Annotated in this window: 17 protein-coding genes and 1 pseudogene; 12 read left to right on the forward strand and 6 right to left on the reverse strand. The window is 67.7% G+C overall.

Annotation, left to right across the window (positions count from 1 at the left end; all coding sequences use genetic code 11):
- The first annotated feature begins 20 nt into the window (after window positions 1-20).
- The 6 genes and pseudogenes from TX88_RS07220 (at window position 21) to TX88_RS07240 (ending at window position 6,103) form a co-directional block, all read left to right on the forward strand.
- Window positions 21-608 carry a histidine phosphatase family protein gene (locus tag TX88_RS07220; protein ID WP_044515716.1) on the forward strand — a complete coding sequence of 196 codons (588 nt, stop codon included), beginning with the start codon at window positions 21-23 and terminating at the stop codon, window positions 606-608.
- The gene (locus TX88_RS07225) at window positions 609-1,217 is read left to right on the forward strand and encodes a TlpA disulfide reductase family protein (RefSeq protein WP_044515718.1); all 609 of its coding nucleotides are present in this window, start codon (window positions 609-611) and stop codon (window positions 1,215-1,217) included.
- Window positions 1,214-2,005, forward strand: coding sequence for a cytochrome c biogenesis CcdA family protein (locus TX88_RS07230; protein ID WP_044515720.1), 792 nt, complete (start codon window positions 1,214-1,216; stop codon window positions 2,003-2,005). The genes TX88_RS07225 and TX88_RS07230 overlap by 4 nt, the downstream gene beginning before the upstream one ends.
- Window positions 2,006-2,085: 80 nt before the next feature.
- Window positions 2,086-3,613: pseudogene (locus TX88_RS34970) on the forward strand (cytochrome c biogenesis protein ResB).
- Window positions 3,614-3,675: 62 nt separating this feature from the next.
- Window positions 3,676-4,584, forward strand: coding sequence for a c-type cytochrome biogenesis protein CcsB (gene ccsB / locus TX88_RS34975; RefSeq protein ID WP_280113233.1), 909 nt, complete (start codon window positions 3,676-3,678; stop codon window positions 4,582-4,584).
- Window positions 4,585-4,672: 88 nt separating this feature from the next.
- On the forward strand, window positions 4,673-6,103 hold the full coding sequence (locus TX88_RS07240) for a MinD/ParA family ATP-binding protein (RefSeq protein WP_409365854.1): 1,431 nt from the start codon (window positions 4,673-4,675) through the stop codon (window positions 6,101-6,103).
- A 6-nt stretch (window positions 6,104-6,109) separates the two neighbouring features.
- On the opposite strand, the gene TX88_RS34515 is transcribed toward TX88_RS07240, so the two are convergent.
- Window positions 6,110-6,271, reverse strand: a complete 162-nt coding sequence (locus tag TX88_RS34515; RefSeq protein WP_167333290.1) for a hypothetical protein — start codon at window positions 6,269-6,271, stop codon at window positions 6,110-6,112.
- 75 nt (window positions 6,272-6,346) lie between these two features.
- On the opposite strand from TX88_RS34515, the gene TX88_RS07245 reads away from it, so the two are divergent.
- Both TX88_RS07245 and TX88_RS07250 read left to right on the forward strand, forming a co-directional pair.
- Entirely contained in the window at window positions 6,347-6,628 is a 282-nt protein-coding gene (locus tag TX88_RS07245; RefSeq protein WP_044515722.1) for a DUF4229 domain-containing protein, read from the forward strand.
- Between the two features lie 148 nt (window positions 6,629-6,776).
- Complete coding sequence (locus tag TX88_RS07250) at window positions 6,777-7,007, forward strand: hypothetical protein (RefSeq protein ID WP_044515724.1); 231 nt, start codon at window positions 6,777-6,779, stop codon at window positions 7,005-7,007.
- On the opposite strand, the gene TX88_RS07255 is transcribed toward TX88_RS07250, so the two are convergent.
- Window positions 7,001-8,566 carry a GAF domain-containing sensor histidine kinase gene (locus TX88_RS07255; RefSeq protein WP_044515726.1) on the reverse strand — a complete coding sequence of 522 codons (1,566 nt, stop codon included), beginning with the start codon at window positions 8,564-8,566 and terminating at the stop codon, window positions 7,001-7,003. The two genes, TX88_RS07250 and TX88_RS07255, sit on opposite strands and share 7 nt — an antisense overlap.
- 125 nt (window positions 8,567-8,691) lie before the next feature.
- Here TX88_RS07255 and TX88_RS07260 point away from each other — a divergent pair, with 125 nt between their 5' ends.
- Complete coding sequence (locus tag TX88_RS07260; protein WP_044515728.1) at window positions 8,692-9,057, forward strand: LytR/AlgR family response regulator transcription factor; 366 nt, start codon at window positions 8,692-8,694, stop codon at window positions 9,055-9,057.
- Here the strand turns inward: TX88_RS07260 and TX88_RS07265 are convergent.
- From TX88_RS07265 to TX88_RS07280, 4 genes are all read right to left on the reverse strand, one after another.
- Window positions 9,035-9,688, reverse strand: a complete 654-nt coding sequence (locus TX88_RS07265) for a response regulator (RefSeq protein ID WP_044519171.1) — start codon at window positions 9,686-9,688, stop codon at window positions 9,035-9,037. The genes TX88_RS07260 and TX88_RS07265 overlap by 23 nt on opposite strands.
- Before the next feature lie 48 nt (window positions 9,689-9,736).
- Entirely contained in the window at window positions 9,737-11,086 is a 1,350-nt protein-coding gene (locus TX88_RS07270) for an MFS transporter (RefSeq protein WP_044519172.1), read from the reverse strand.
- A gap of 124 nt (window positions 11,087-11,210) precedes the next feature.
- Window positions 11,211-12,092: a type IV toxin-antitoxin system AbiEi family antitoxin domain-containing protein gene (locus TX88_RS07275; protein ID WP_049925148.1), complete on the reverse strand. Its 882-nt coding sequence runs from the start codon at window positions 12,090-12,092 to the stop codon at window positions 11,211-11,213.
- 148 nt (window positions 12,093-12,240) lie between these two features.
- Entirely contained in the window at window positions 12,241-13,110 is an 870-nt protein-coding gene (locus tag TX88_RS07280; RefSeq protein ID WP_044519173.1) for a 1,4-dihydroxy-2-naphthoate polyprenyltransferase, read from the reverse strand.
- 59 nt (window positions 13,111-13,169) lie between these two features.
- Between TX88_RS07280 and TX88_RS07285 the strand changes: the two genes are divergently transcribed.
- From TX88_RS07285 to TX88_RS07295, 3 genes are read left to right on the forward strand one after another with little or no spacing between them, the layout of a single operon-like run.
- Window positions 13,170-13,460, forward strand: a complete 291-nt coding sequence (locus tag TX88_RS07285) for a hypothetical protein (protein WP_044515732.1) — start codon at window positions 13,170-13,172, stop codon at window positions 13,458-13,460.
- 6 nt (window positions 13,461-13,466) lie between these two features.
- A complete protein-coding gene (locus TX88_RS07290; RefSeq protein ID WP_044515733.1) occupies window positions 13,467-14,243 on the forward strand; it encodes an S-methyl-5'-thioadenosine phosphorylase in 777 nt (258 codons plus the stop codon).
- Between the two features lie 59 nt (window positions 14,244-14,302).
- Entirely contained in the window at window positions 14,303-15,430 is a 1,128-nt protein-coding gene (locus TX88_RS07295) for a nitronate monooxygenase (RefSeq protein WP_044515735.1), read from the forward strand.
- Window positions 15,431-15,472: the final 42 nt, after the last annotated feature.

Here is a 15,472-nt window from a genome sequence, read left to right on the forward strand (position 1 = left end):
CGCGAACGACCGTGCACGTGATGCGCCACGGCGAGGTGTTCAACCCGGAGAAGGTGCTCTACGGCCGGCTGTCCGGCTACCACCTGTCCGACCGCGGGCGGGCCCAGGCGCAGGCCGCCGCGGATTGGCTGGCGAGCAAGGACGTCGTCTACGTGGTGGCCTCACCGTTGGAGCGGGCTCAGGAAACGGCCACCCCGATCGCCGAAAGCCACGGGCTGCCGATCGCCACGGACGGCGATCTGATCGAGTCGTGGAACATGTTCGAGGGGGAGCGGGTGGCCCCCGGCGACGGTGCGCTCCGCGACCCGAGGAACTGGCCGCGGCTGCGCAACCCGATGAAACCGTCCTGGGGCGAGCCCTACGACGAGATCGCGCCGCGGATGATGGCGGCCATGCACCGCGCCCGGGAGAAGGCGGCCGGGCACGAGGCCGTGTGCGTCAGTCACCAGCTCCCGGTCGAGACGCTGCGCCGGGCCATGACCGGACGCAAGCTGGCCCACCTGCCGTTGCCGCACAGCCGGTTGTGCAACCTGTCTTCGATCACGTCGTTCAGCTTCGACGACGACAAGCTGATCCGGTGGGGCTACACGGAGCCCTGGGGAATCTGAATGAGGTCGTTGGTCGCCCGGGTGAGTGCGGCGGTGCTGGCAGGACTGGTGCTGCTCACCGGATGCTCGACGGGTGACGACGCGGTGGCCCAGGGTGGCACCTTCGAGTTCGTCGCACCCGGCGGCAAGACCGACATCTTCTACGATCCGCCCGAAAAGCGCGGCACCCCAGGCAAATTGAGCGGTCCCGACCTAGCCGACCCGAGCAAGACCATCTCGCTGGATGATTTCGCCGGCAAGGTCGTGGTGATCAACGTGTGGGGCCAGTGGTGTGGGCCGTGCCGGGCCGAGATCGGTCAGCTGCAGAAGGTGTACGAAGCGACCCGTCGCGACGGCGTTCAGTTCCTCGGCATCGACGTGCGGGACAACAACCGTGATGCCGCAGTCGATTTCGTCACCGACCGCAAGGTCACCTTCCCGTCCATCTACGACCCGGCGATGCGGACGATGATCGCGTTCGGCGGGAAGTACCCGACCACGGTGATCCCGTCGACCGTGGTGCTGGACCGTCAGCACCGGGTGGCCGCAGTGTTCCTGCGCGAGCTGCTGGCCGAGGATCTGCAACCGGTCGTCGAGCGGCTGGCGGCCGAACCGGGACCGCAGAAATGACCGGGTTCGCCGAGATCGCCGCGGCCGGGCCGGTGCTGCTGGCGCTGGGGATCAGTGTGCTGGCCGGTCTGGTGTCGTTCGCCTCGCCGTGCGTGGTGCCGCTGGTGCCCGGCTACCTGTCCTATCTGGCCGCGGTCGTCGGGGTCCAGGAAGCCCCGGTGGCCGGCGAGGCCGGATTGACGAAGCAGGCGACCCGCACCGCGCGGTTGCGGGTGGCCGGTGCGGCCGCACTGTTCGTCGCGGGTTTCACCGTGGTGTTTCTGCTCGGTGCCGTCGCGGTGCTGGGGATGACCACCACTCTGATCGCCAATCAGGTTCTGCTGCAACGCATCGGCGGTGTCGTGACGATCGTGATGGGCCTGGTGTTCGTCGGCTTCATCCCGGCGTTGCAACGCCAGGCCCGGTTCGCGCCCCGGCAGTGGTCCACGATGGCCGGCGCCCCATTGCTGGGCGCGGTGTTCGCGCTGGGCTGGACGCCTTGCCTGGGCCCGACGCTGACCGGGGTGATCGCGGTGGCCTCGGCCACCGACGGCGCCACCGTGGCTCGCGGGGTGGTGCTGGTGCTGGCCTACTGCCTGGGCCTTGGCATCCCGTTCGTGCTGCTGGCGCTGGGTTCGGCGCGGGCGGTGACCGGGCTGGGCTGGTTGCGCAGGCACACCCGGACCATTCAGATTCTCGGCGGTGTGCTGCTGATCCTGGTGGGCACCGCACTCGTGACGGGTCTGTGGAACGACTTCGTGTCGTGGGTGCGCGACGCGTTCGTCAGTGATGTGAGGCTGCCGATATGACCGACGCCGAAACTCGGCGCCCTGGAGCGTTCTCACGTCTGATCGCGCTGGTGCGCAACACCTGGCGGACCCTGACCTCGATGGGCACCGCGCTGGTGCTGCTGTTCCTGCTGGCGCTCGGCGCGATCCCGGGTGCGTTGCTGCCGCAACGCAGCCTCAACGAGTCCAAGGTCGACGAGTACCTGGCCGCACATCCCACCCTCGGGCCGTGGCTGGACCGGCTGCAGGCCTTCGACGTGTTCTCCAGCTTCTGGTTCACCGCCATCTACGTGCTGCTGTTCATCTCGCTGGTGGGCTGCCTGACCCCCCGGATGGTCGAGCATTTCCGCAACCTGCGGGCAGTGCCGGTGCCGGCACCGCGCAACCTGGGCCGGCTGCCCAAACACAATGCCGAGCAGGTGAGCGCCGACGCCGACGAGATCGCCGAGACCGTGACGCGGCGGCTGAAGGGCTGGCGCAAGGTCACCCGGCAGACCGATGCTGGTACCGAGATATCGGCGGAGAAGGGCTATCTGCGGGAGTTCGGCAACATCGTCTTCCACTTCTCGCTGCTCGGTCTGCTGGCGGCGGTGGCCGCGGGCAAGCTGTTCGGGTACGAGGGCAACGTCATCGTCATCGCCGACGGCGGCCCCGGATTCTGCACCGCCTCGCCGGCGGCCTTCGACTCGTTCCGGGCCGGCAACACCGTCGACGGCACCTCACTGAGCCCGATCTGTCTGCGGGTCAACGACTTCGACGCGCACTACCTGCCCACCGGGCAGGCGTTGTCGTTCGCCGCCGACATCGACTACCAGTCCGGTGACGATCTGGCCGCCGATACCTGGCGGTCCTACCGTCTTGAGGTCAACCACCCGCTGCGCATCGGCGGCGACCGCGTGTACCTGCAGGGACACGGCTACGCGCCGTCGTTCACGGTGACCTTCCCCGACGGTCAGCAACGCAGCCAGACCATCCAATGGCGGCCCGAAGAACAGCTGACGTTGCTGTCCTCGGGTGTCGTCCGGATCGACCCGCCCGCCGGCACGTATCCCGACGCCGACGAGCGCCGCAAGCACCAGATCGCGATCCAGGGCCTGTTCGCACCCACCAAGCAACTCGAGGGCACGCTGCTGTCGTCGAGCTTCCCGGCGCTCAACGACCCGGCCGTCGCCATCGACATCTACCGCGGTGACACCGGCCTGGACACCGGCCGGCCGCAGTCGTTGTTCTCCCTCGATCCCCGGTTGATCGATCGCAAGCAACTGACCAAGGTGGCCCGCGTCAACCTGGTCGAAGGTCAGGACACCCGGCTCGACGACGGCACCAAGGTCCGGTTCGACGGCGCGGTGCCGTTCGTCAACCTGCAGGTCTCCCACGACCCGGCCCAGGTCTGGGTGCTGGTGTTCGCGATGTCGATGATGACCGGGTTGCTGGTGTCGTTGGTGGTACGGCGGCGCCGGATCTGGGTTCGGATCCAACCCGCGACTGCGGGTACGGTGAACGTCGAGCTGGGCGGGCTGGCCCGTACCGACAACTCCGGTTGGGGCGATGAGTTCGAAAAAGCTGACCGCGCGGCTGTTGGAGGGGTACGACGACGCGCCGGCGGTAGAAGAGAAGGCGGACCAGTGAATACCGAGCACATCGACATCGGACTGGCCAGGTACTCCGACTGGGCGTTCACGTCGTCGGTGGTGATTCTGGTCGGCGCGCTGATCCTGCTCGCCGTCGAACTCGCCTACAGCCGCGGACGTCGCGTCGAAAGCCGTGAACTGGTCGGTGCCACCGTCGGCGCCGACAGCGTCACCCCCGGCGTCGTCGCCGAGGAACCCCGGCGCCCGTTCGACGAGCGGGTCGGCAAGACCGGGCTGGCGCTGACCTACGTCGGCATCGGCATGCTGTTCATCTGCATCGTGTTGCGCGGCCTGGCCACCTCACGGGTGCCGTGGGGCAACATGTACGAGTTCATCAACCTGACCAGTTTCTGCGGTCTGATCGCGGCGGCCGTGGTGTTGCGCAAGCCGCTGTACCGCGCGCTGTGGGTGTTCGTGCTGGTTCCGGTGCTGATCCTGCTGACGGTGTCGGGACGCTGGCTGTACTCCAATGCCGCCCCGGTGATGCCCGCGCTGCAGTCCTACTGGCTGCCCATCCACGTTTCGGTGGTCAGCCTCGGCTCCGGGGTGTTCCTGGTGGCCGGCGTGGCCAGCATCCTGTTCCTGCTGAAGATGTCGCCGCTGGGCGAGCCAGGCCGCGAAGGGACCGTCGCGCGGATCATCGCCCGGCTGCCCGACGCGCAGACCCTGGACCGGATTGCCTACCGCACCACGATCTTCGCGTTCCCGATCTTCGGCTTCGGCGTGATCTTCGGCGCGATCTGGGCCGAGGAGGCCTGGGGCCGGTACTGGGGCTGGGACCCCAAGGAGACGGTGTCGTTCATCGCGTGGGTGGTTTACGCGGCGTACCTGCATGCACGCTCGACCGCGGGTTGGCGGGACCGCAAGGCGGCCTGGATCAACGTCGTCGGTTTCGTCGCGATGGTGTTCAACCTGTTCTTCATCAATCTGGTGACCGTGGGTCTGCATTCGTACGCGGGGGTCGGCTAGGCACCGTCGGGTTGGTGAGTGACCGCGCGCCCTGAGGTTGTGGCGCAGCCGCGGTCCGGTCGGAAGCGTGTGGAGAAGAGGGGAATTCGTGTCCGAACCAGTGCCTGAGTCAGTGTCGGAGCCGTCCGAGACGCAGGAATCCGCCCCACAGGACAACAGCGAACCGTCAACAGACGCCGCGCTCGACGCACCGCCCGCGGCTTCCCCGGCGCTCGCGCCACCCCCGGTCGCCGAGCCTCCGCTCGTGCCGTCGGTGTTCGCACCGGTGCCCGGTTTCCGCGGTCAGCAGCGGTTCAGCAACCCCACCGAGCCCGGTGTTTCCACGCCGCTGCCCGCGGAGTGGACCGCCCCGACGCCGCCGCAAGGTATCCCGGTGATCACCGCACCGCCGGTGCCCGGCCACTTTCCGGGGCCGGTCGCCGCAAACTTCCCGGGGCCGGCAGCGGGAATCTTCGAGCGGCCCGCCGGTGGACCTGTCGAGCCCGTCGCTGGGTCTGTTGAGCGGCCCGCCGCTGGATCTGTCGAGCGGCCCGCCGCTGGGTCTGTCGAGCGGCCCGCCGCTGCTGACTTCGCGACGCCCTACCGGGACCTCTCCACCGCCGCACTGTTGGGCCAACGCAAGAACCCACCCACCTCGGGCTGGCGCAAGGCCCTCTACGTCGCGTCGTTCAAGCAGGTCAACGTCGGTGAGAGCCCCAAGGCCACGCACCGCAACAACCTGGTCGGCGAGGTCAGCCAGCCGCTGCAGGGCTGCTACCGGATCGCGTTGATGTCCTTGAAGGGCGGCGTGGGTAAGACCACCGTCACCGCGACGCTTGGCGCCACGTTCGCCTCGATCCGCGGAGATCGGGTGGTCGCGGTGGATGCCAACCCCGACCGGGGCACGCTGAGCCAGAAGGTGCCGCTGGAGACGGCTGCGACGGTGCGGCACCTGCTGCGGGACGCCGAAGGCATCGAGCGCTACAGCGATGTGCGGGCCTACACCTCACAGGGGCCGAGCCGGCTGGAGGTGCTGGCCTCCGAGAGCGATCCGGCGGTGTCGGAGGCGTTCAGTTCCGACGACTATCTGCACGCGCTGGAGGTGCTGGAGCGGTTCTACAGCCTGGTGCTCACCGATTGTGGGACGGGGTTGATGCACTCGGCGATGTCGGCGGTGCTGTCCAAGGCCGACGTGCTGGTAGTGATCAGCTCGGGTTCGGTGGACGGGGCGCGCAGCGCGTCGGCGACGCTGGACTGGCTCGACGCCCACGGCCATCAGGATCTGGTGCGCAATTCCATCGCGGTGATCAACGCGGTGCGGCCACGCTCGGGCAAGGTCGATCTGTCCAAGGTGGTGGACCACTTCTCGCGGCGGTGCCGTGCGGTGCGGCTGGTGCCGTTCGATCCGCATCTGGAGGAAGGCGCCGAGATCAGCCTGGATCGTCTCAAGCCGGGTACCCGTGAGGCGCTGATCGAGCTGGCGGCGGTGGTGGCATCCGATTTCGCGGGGGCACGCCGGTCGACGAACTCGCGCGCCTGACGCGGGCTAGTTGCGGGGATTGTCGCCGTGCCCGAGCCGGCGCAGGAACTCCGGGTCGTCATCGGGACCGATGACCCGGGTCTTGGATTGACTGCCGGAAACCCGCGCCAGCCGCCAGCCGATGTACACCAGGCTTGCTGCGGCAATGAGCAGGAGTAGATACGCCACTCGAAACCTCCTTTATCCGAATATACGCGCCGTCGGTAGGCTCGGAGCGTGTCAGGAAGTGGTTCGACCTCCCGCATGGTCACCGACGTCGTGGTTTACCTCATCGCCCGGCTTGTGCTGGTCGCTGTGCTGACCGGTGCGATCTACGGTCTGGGGTATTTGGTCACCGGGGATTTCCCGGTGGTGGTGGCGTTGCTGTTCGCGATCGTGATCGCACTGCCGCTGGGGATCTGGCTGTTCCGGCCGCTGCGCGAGCGGGCGACGGCCTCCATCGCGGTCGTCGACGAGCGACGGCGCAAGGATCGCGAGCAGCTGCAGGCGCGGTTGCGCGGCGACGAGCCACCGAAATCCAAATAGCAGCAAATCTTCACTCCCAGAACGCGATCAAGCTTCTGGGGGATAGCAGGTAACGAGAATTGGGGGTCAGCGCCGTCGTTTCCGGCGCCACTGTCGGCGAGGCTTGAGTTACTCGAATTGAGTTGGCTGACAAAGGAGTACCGCCACCATGAGTAACTCGATACGTTTGTCGATGCTCTTGACCGCGTCCGCTGCGGCAATCGCTCTGGCACCCGTGGCCCAGGCCGACCCCGGCGCGCAGACCTGTACCACCTCCGGGGCGACCTCGACGGTGTGCCGATCCGACGGCAATGCGCAGGTCGTCGCGACCCCGCCGGCTGTGGACTACCAGGCCCAGTACCCGTTCTTCGGGCCGTACGGGCTGCTGTTCCATCACTGACGAGGCTGCGGCTGACCGCAATTGAGCGGGATCGAGGCGCAGATCGTGGTCCCGGTTCCCGGTGGGCTGGTGACACTGAGCTGACCGGACAGTGCCTCGGCGCGGTCGGCCAGACCGATCAATCCGGACCCGGCCCCGGTGACGGCACCGCCGACACCGTCGTCGCGCACCGAGAGGTGCAGGGTGTGGTCGGTGACGGAGGCCGTGACTTCCACGGCCGTTGCGCCGGAATGCTTGGCCGCGTTGGTCAAAGCCTCGGCGAGGACGTAGTACGCGGCCACGCCCACCGATTCGGGGATCGGGTCGTTCAGGTCGACCTCGACGTCGACCGGGATCGGTGAGCGGCGGGCCAGGGAGCGGATCGCGGCGCCCAGGCCGCTGCGGGACAGCACGGCCGGATGCATTCCGCGGGAAAGCTCTTGCAGTTCGGTCGACAGCGCGGACAGCCCCGCCACGAGGTTGTCGAGTTGCTCGTTGAGTTCGGTCTGGCCGGCCGGTAACGATGCCTGGGTGGCCCGCAACGCCAGGCTCAGTGAGACGACCCGCTGCTGGGCGCCGTCGTGCAGGTCGCGTTCGAACTGCCGCCGGGCCTGGTCGGCGGCAGTCACGATCCGGGCCCGCGAGGCGGTCAGTGCGGCACGGGTTTCGGAGTTGGCGATCGCGGTGGCGACCAGGTCCGCGAAGTCGCCGACCCGGGCTTCGGTTCCCGGGTCGAAGGCGCCCGGCCGGGCCGAGCCGACCACCAACAGGCCGCGAACCCGACCGTCGACGGTGATGGGGGCGCCGACGGCCGAGCGGATCCCGATGCCCCGGATGCGCGACGCGGTGACGCCGGTCTCCCTGGCGTAGTCCTCGATGCGGGCCGGTTCGGCGGTCTCGGCGATCGCGGTCAGCAGCGACCCGCTCTCCAGCGGCAATCGTTCGCCGATGTGCAGCTTGGTCGCACCGTGTGGGTCGCGAGAGGCCAGCACCGCCGCGGTCCCGTCGTCCTGATAGAGCAGCAGCCCCACGTGGTCCATACCCAGCCCGCCGGCCAACTCCGCGACCGCCACCGGGTAGACCTCGTCGGGATGGGATCCGCGAGCCACCAGGGTGGCGACGTGGCGCAGCGCCGCCTGCTGTCCCGCCAGCGCCGCGGCATCGGCAGCCCGCAGCCGGGCCTGCCCGACCAGCAGATTGGTCAGCAGCGCGACCGGCAGGAAGACCAGGATGGCGGTGATGTCCTGGTCGTGGATCGGCATCAGTGCGCCGTGGGTCTCCATGTGGAAATGCACGTAGACCACGGCGCTGGCCAAGGACGTGGCCACCGCGAGCCAGATTCCCCAGCCGGCCGAGACCACCAGGACCCCGAGTAGGAACACCGCGCCGAACGAGCTTTCGGGTGCCGTCCGGCGTAACTGGGTGACGACCAGGGTCTCGGCGGTGATGAAGACGATCGCAACGACGATCCCGGCCGCCAGCGGCGGCGCCTTCGGCCGCAGCAGCATCCCCAGCAGCCGGGTACGCACCGACCGCCAGGGCCGGTCGGCGAGAGTCGGGACAGCACGGGCGACAGTCATCTGAACAGTACGAACGCTACGCCGCCGGCGTTCATGCCGGCTGTGCGGCGATATTCCGGCTAGCGGTAATGCAACCGCGATCCGGGACTGAGACGCTGAGTTCATGACTCTGATGTGGGGGCCCGGTGCGCTGCCTCATCGTCGATGACAGCGCCGGATTCCGCAGCGCCGCGACCCGGTTGTTGGGTGGCGGCGGGGTCGAGGTCGTCGGCGCGGCGGCCGACGGCGAGCAGGCCATGAAGATGTGCGACGAACTGCGGCCCGACGTGGTTCTGCTCGATGTGATGCTCGGCGCCGAGAGCGGGTTCGACGTGGCCGACCAGTTGCACCGCAGTGCGCACCGGCCGCTCGTGATCCTCACCTCGACCTACTCCGAGCAGGATCTGGTCGAGGTGATCGCGGCCAGCCCGGCGCTGGGCTTCGTGTCGAAATACGCGCTGTCGGTGGAAGCGCTCCGCGAGTTGACGGCTACCGCGCTTCCAAATAGGTGATCACGGCGCGGACCCGGCGATGGTCGTCGCCGGTCTCGGGGAGGTTCAGTTTGGTCAGGATGCTGCGGACGTGTTTTTCCACGGTGCCCTCGGTGACCCAGAGCCGGCGGGCGATGCCTGCGTTGGACCGGCCCTCGGCCATCAGCATCAGGACTTCGCGCTCGCGGGCGCTGAGGGCGGCCAGCGGGTCGTCGCGGCGGCGGGCCGAGACCAACTCGGACACCAGCGCCGGGTCGACCACGGAGGCTCCCTTGGCGATCCGCTCCAGGGTCTCGACGAAATCGTTGACGTCGGTCACCCGCGTCTTGAGCAGGTAGCCGATGCCGTGGCCGCTGGCGAGCAGCTCGGTCGCGTGCTCGACGTCGACGTGCGCGGACAGCACCAGGATGCCGGTATCGGGGGACTCGGTACGGATCACCTTTGCGGCGTCCAGGCCCTCGGTGGTGTGGGTGGGTGGCATCCGGATGTCGACCACGGCCAGTTGCGGTGCCTGATCCCGAACCAGGGCAAGCAATTCCGTTGCGTCGGCGGCCTGCCCGACGACGTCGAATCCGGACCGGTCGAGCAGGCTGGCCAAGCCCTCACGCAGAAGCACGTCATCGTCGGCGACGACCACCCGCAGCGCACTCATCACGACCATGAACGTACCGGTTGGGTCCCCGTTCTGTCGGCGCCGGCGCTACCGGATGAAGGCCGAACCCTTCTCCTGGTCCAGATAGGTTTCGGCCTTGTTCTTGAGGAAGAACAGATACACCAGCAGGGACAGCGCGATGCACACCGTGACGTAGGCGATGAACCACGGCACGAGGTCGCGTTCCTTGAGCGCCTGGTAGATCACCGGCGCGGTCCCGCCGAACATCGAATTCGCCAGGGCGTAGCCGATTCCCACGCCGAGGGCCCGCACGTGCGAGGGGAACAGCTCGGATTTCACCAGGGCGTTGATCGAGGTGTAGCCGGTCAGGATCACGTAGGCGACGGCGACCAGCAGGAAGGACATCAGAGGTGAATGTGTCTGGGGCAGATAGGTGAACAGGACGTAGGTGTAGATCACCCCGCCGATGCCGAACCACAGCAGCAGCGGTTTGCGGCCCACCTTGTCGCTGATCATCCCGCCGATGGGCTGGATCGCCATCAGGAAGATCAGCCCGATCAGATTGATCCAGGTGGCGGTCATCGCCTGGTCCTTGTAGGTGGTCTTGACGATCGCCGGGGCGTTGACGCTGTAGGCGTAGAACGCCAGGGTGCCGCCCATGGTGATCAGGAAGCACAGCAGCAGTGGCCGCCAGTAGCGGGTGAGCAGTTCGCTCAACGAGCCCGAGCTCGTGTCCTTTCCTTCGCGGACCGCTTCGAGTTGTTCGGCGGACAGCGATTCGTCCATGGTGCGGCGCAGCCAGAACACCACAACCGCGGCCACGCCGCCGATGGCAAAGCCGATGCGCCAACCGAATTCGTGGACCTGCTCGGTGCTGAGCGTGGTGAGGATGATCAGCAGGGTGAACTGGGCCAGCACGTGACCGCCGACCAGTGTCACGTACTGGAACGAGGAGAAGAAGCCGCGCCGTTCCCGGGTGGCGGCTTCGGACATGTAGGTCGCCGAGGTGCCGTACTCGCCGCCGGTCGCGAAGCCCTGCACCAGCCGGCACAGGATGAGGATGATCGGCGCTGCGACACCGATGGTTTCGCGCGACGGCACGAGTGCGATCACCAGTGAGCACAGTGCCATCAGCGAGACACTGAAGGTCAGCGCGGCACGGCGGCCGCGCCGGTCGGCGAATCGGCCGAAGAACCACGAGCCGATCGGGCGGGTGAGGAACGTGACCGCGAAGATCGCGTACACGTAGACCGTCGCGTTCTTGTCGGCCTTGTCGAAGAACTGCGCTTCGAAGTACGTGGCGAACACCGTGTAGACGTAGACGTCGTACCACTCGACGAGGTTGCCCGACGAACCCCGGATGGTGTTCCAGATGGCCCGACGGGTTTCGGCGCGGCCCGACGGTGCGGGCTGATGCGCCTCGGTCGAAATGGTCATGCGCATCCCCCAGGTGGTCGGCGTTGCAGGCCGACGGCCACGTTAGTGCTTTTTTGCCGAGCAGACGCGCCGGTACCCCAAATCCGTCGTTGTGGGGTGCATTGGCGTCTGCTCGCCGGGAAATTCAGCCGACAAGTGCGGGATAGTTCAAGCGCCACAGCACTTGGCGCACCAAGTGCTCGGGTTGCTTGCGGATGTCATCTACCACTGCCGGGATCGTGGTCCAACCGCATTCCTGCAGCCGCGCAGTCTTGATCCGGTCGTGGGTGAATGCCGCAGGATTGGCGTGCCACTCGATGCTGTCGTATTCGGCGGCCAGTTTGGCATGTGGCCAGGCGAAGTCGACGCGCCACGTTTGACCACTGCGGTCAACGATCTCGTACTGAAGCTCCGGAGGCGGCACCGACCAGTCGATGAAGACAAGACGCATTTCGCTTTCCATCGGAGATTCGGCCCTGCCGTCGGCGTGCGGCAGTAGGTCGCGTACCGCGACGATGCCACGGCGCCCCTTCTGTTCGGCGATCACAGCATCCAACTCCGCAGCCGTACACGCGTTGACGCGCAGTGCAGCGTCTAGTGTGGCCAGTGCCCGTGGTCTGCGCAGCGTGCGGGCGATTTCGATTGCCGTCCAGGCCGGTGCTGTTGCGAGCCGCCCGGACACGCGCCGCAGCGGTGCGCCGAGGCGTTGATGCACCATGACATGGGCGTCGGGCCGGATACGGACCCCGGGTTCGAGGACGTGGATCCGGTCGTCGTTTTCGGTGTCGAAACCGTACATCGCGGCAGCTGTGCTCATGCACACGGCGATGGGGGTGGCGTTGAGCAGGTCGAGGGCGGCCAATCGGTCAGCGATATCGGGGCGGCTCGGGGCATAGACACCTCGTCGTACGCGCACGATTGCGCCCGACCGCACCAGCGACGCGACCATCTTGCGGGTCATCACGGTGGTCAACTGTGCAGCGGTGGCAACTCCGCCATTGGCGGCAAAGATCTCTTCGACGCTCACGTTCACGATCGTGGCTGCCGGCGTCTCCGAGAGGAAGGTGCCGATTACGACTTGTGGATAACCTTGCGCTCACCGGTGCCGAGCAGACGCGGAAGTACCCGAAAACGATGTCTGGAGGGTACTTTCACGTCTGCTCGCGGGAGAGGGATCAGGCCAGGAACAGGGCTGCGGACACCGCAACCGCCCACACCAGCATGGTCAGCCCGGTGTCGCGCAGCACCGGGATCAGCTGGGCGCCGGTGCTGCCGTTGCGCACCGGCCGCAGTGCCCGCACCGCCGGTGCGGCCGCGAGCAGGCCCACCGCACACCACGGAGTGGCCAGGATCAGCACCAGCGGCAGCACCAGGGCCACGCCGACCAGCAGTTGATACAGCAGCCGGGTACGCGCGTCGCCGAGGCGCACCGCGAGGGTGATCTTCCCGGACTGGCTGTCGGTGGGGATGTCGCGCAGGTTGTTGGCCACCAGCACGGCCGACGACAGCGAGCCCATTGCCACCGCGGCGACCAGGCCGACCCAGTCGACGCGCAGGGCCTGGGTGTACTGCGTGCCCAGCACCGCGACCAGGCCGAAGAAGACGAACACGGCTACCTCGCCCAGGCCGAGGTAGCCGTAGGGCTTCTTGCCGCCGGTGTACAGCCAGGCCCCGGCGATGCACACGGCACCGACCGCGATCAGCCACGGCGCGCTCACCGCCGCCAGCGCCAGCCCGGCCACCGCGCCGACCGCCAGGCTCACCAGGGCCGCGGTCAGCACCGCGCGCGGGGAGGCCAGCTTGGAACCCACCAGGCGCAGCGGGCCGGACCGCACGTCGTCGGTGCCGCGGATACCGTCGGAGTAGTCGTTGGCGTAGTTCACCCCGATGATCAGTGCCAGCGATACGGCCAGCGCCAGCAACGCTTTCCACCACACGGCGGAACCCACCCAGGCGGCGGCCCCGGTACCGGCGAGCACCGGGGCTACAGCGTTGGGCAGGGTGCGGGGACGGGCACCCTCGATCCATTGCGCGAAACTGGCCACGACGGCCATCGTATGAGCTGACCCGGTGCCACCCCGCGCGGACTCTTACACTGAGCCTTATGAAGGAGCAGCTCAGCAAGACCGAGATCGGCAAGGACGTGCTGCAGGAATCCGTCGAGGCAGTGGCCTCCACGGTCGGGCAGGTCACCTCGATCATCACCACGGCCGTCAAGGACGTCGCGACCGTCATCGGTGGCCTGGCCACCGATGTCTTCGAGATCGCCGACGGCGCCCGCAAGGCGAATGAGGATTTCGACGACTTCGACGACGACGACCTCGGCGCAGCCGTGGACGCGGATCTCGACGAGGGCCCGGCAGATCCCGTCAAGAAACCCGACGAGGCCGAATAGCACTGCATGCTCGGCGTCATCGGTGGTAGCGGTTTCTATTCGTTCTTCGGGCCGGAGGCCCGCACCGTCACCGTGGACACCCCGTACGGTGCGCCCAGCGCACCGATCACGATCGGGGCCGTGGGCGGGCACGAGGTGGCCTTTCTGCCCCGGCACGGGGCCGGCCACGAGTTCTCGCCGCACACGGTCCCGTACCGGGCCAACATGTGGGCGCTGCGCATGTTGGGGGTGCGGCGGATCTTCGGTCCGTGCGCGGTGGGCAGCCTGACCGCGCAGCTGGGCCCGGGTTCGATCGTGGTGCCGGATCAGTTGGTGGACCGCACCCGAGCGCGGGCCGACACGTACTTCGATTCCGGCGGCATCCATGTCGGTTTCGCCGATCCCTACTGCCCGGCATTGCGGTCGACCGCGGCCGGGCTGCCCGGGGTGGTCGACGGCGGCACCATGGTGGTGATCCAGGGGCCGAGGTTCTCCACCAGGGCCGAGAGCCGGTGGTTCGCCGATCAGGGTTTCACCCTGGTCAACATGACCGGCTACCCCGAGGCTGTTCTGGCTCGCGAGCTTGAGATGTGTTATGCGGCAATCGCTTTGGTGACCGATCTGGATGCCGGCATCGAGACCGGATCCGGGGTGACGACGGTGGACGTGTTCGCCGAATTCGAGCGCAACCTGGTGCCGTTCAAGAAGCTCGTGCACGAGGCGCTGGAGGCCGTCGACACCGAGCGTGCCTGCACGCACTGTCTGGCCCACGACGGGGTGAAGCTGCCGTTCGAACTGCCGTGACGGGCTGAGATCGGGCACCCTCTTGACACCCGTCAAGTAGGGGTGCCAATACTGACGGGGTGAAACCCGCGATCTGTGAGCAGTTCGGTATCGACTTTCCGCTCTTCGCCTTCAGCCACTGCCGTGACGTGGTGGCCGCGGTGACCAACGCCGGCGGCTTCGGCGTGCTGGGCGCCACGGCCTACACGCCCGAGCAGCTGGACCAGGAGCTGTCCTGGATCGACGAGCAGGTCGGCGGCAAGCCCTACGGGGCCGACATCATCGTCCCGGCGAAGTTCGAAGGCAAAGGCGAGAACCTGTCGCGCGGACAGCTCACCGATCGCATCCCGGCCGAATACCGCGAGTTCGTCGCGCAACTGCTGGCCGATCACGGCATCGAGCCCGAGGACCGCCAACGCCTGGGCGGGTCCTCGTTGTCGGGTGACACCGGCCGGGAGTTGTTGGACGTCGCGATGAGTCATCCGATCAAGCTGATCGCGAACGCGCTCGGGGTGCCGCCCGACTACATGATCGAAGCCGGCCGCGAGCGCGGTGTCCCGGTCGCGGCCCTGGTCGGTGCCCGCGAGCACGCCCTCAAACAGGTTCAGGCCGGGGTGGATCTGATCGTCGCGCAGGGGACCGAGGCCGGCGGGCACTGCGGTGAGGTCAGCACACTGGTGCTGGTGCCGGAAGTACTCGAAACGTTGGAGCAGGCCGGCAGTGACATCCCGGTGCTGGCGGCCGGCGGCATCGTCACCGGCCGGCAGATGGCCGCGGCCGTCGCGATGGGTGCGGCCGGCGCCTGGACGGGCTCGGTGTGGCTGACCACAGAAGAGGCCGAGACCGCACCGCACACCGTGCAGAAGATGCTGGCGGCGACCTCGCGGGACACCGTGCGCTCGACCGGGCGGACCGGCAAGCCGGCCCGCCAGCTCAAGTCGGAATGGACTGACGCCTGGCAGCCGAATCCCGAAGGTCACCAGACCCTGCCGCTGCCGCTGCAGAACATGCTGGCCGAGCCGATCATCCGGCGCGTGGATGTGCTTGCCGCCCAGGGGCATCCGGGGGCGCAAGCACTGGCCACCTACTTCGTCGGGCAGGGCGTGGGTTTGATGAACAAGGTCAAGCCGGCCCGCGAGGTGGTCCGCGAGTTCATCGAGGACTACCTCGCCGCCACCGAGCGGTTGAGCAACTCACTCCCGGACTGATGCGTTCGCGTCAGTGCCAGTCCCAGACGGACATGTCGCCTG

Source organism: Mycolicibacterium septicum DSM 44393 (assembly GCF_000455325.1).
Classification (GTDB): domain Bacteria; phylum Actinomycetota; class Actinomycetes; order Mycobacteriales; family Mycobacteriaceae; genus Mycobacterium; species Mycobacterium septicum.

Bases quoted from the DNA above. Each gene is read 5' to 3' on its own strand.
- TX88_RS07230 (WP_044515720.1), top strand. From the start codon at position 1,214: ATGACCGGGTTCGCCGAGATCGCCGCGGCCGGGCCGGTGCTGCTGGCG.
- TX88_RS07285 (WP_044515732.1), top strand. From the start codon at position 13,170: ATGAAGGAGCAGCTCAGCAAGACCGAGATCGGCAAGGACGTGCTGCAG.
- TX88_RS07250 (WP_044515724.1), top strand. From the start codon at position 6,777: ATGAGTAACTCGATACGTTTGTCGATGCTCTTGACCGCGTCCGCTGCG.
- TX88_RS07225 (WP_044515718.1), top strand. From the start codon at position 609: ATGAGGTCGTTGGTCGCCCGGGTGAGTGCGGCGGTGCTGGCAGGACTG.
- TX88_RS07265 (WP_044519171.1), bottom strand. From the start codon at position 9,688: ATGAGTGCGCTGCGGGTGGTCGTCGCCGACGATGACGTGCTTCTGCGT.
- TX88_RS07290 (WP_044515733.1), top strand. From the start codon at position 13,467: ATGCTCGGCGTCATCGGTGGTAGCGGTTTCTATTCGTTCTTCGGGCCG.
- TX88_RS07245 (WP_044515722.1), top strand. From the start codon at position 6,347: ATGGTCACCGACGTCGTGGTTTACCTCATCGCCCGGCTTGTGCTGGTC.
- TX88_RS07220 (WP_044515716.1), top strand. From the start codon at position 21: ATGCGCCACGGCGAGGTGTTCAACCCGGAGAAGGTGCTCTACGGCCGG.
- TX88_RS07255 (WP_044515726.1), bottom strand. From the start codon at position 8,566: ATGACTGTCGCCCGTGCTGTCCCGACTCTCGCCGACCGGCCCTGGCGG.
- TX88_RS07270 (WP_044519172.1), bottom strand. From the start codon at position 11,086: ATGACCATTTCGACCGAGGCGCATCAGCCCGCACCGTCGGGCCGCGCC.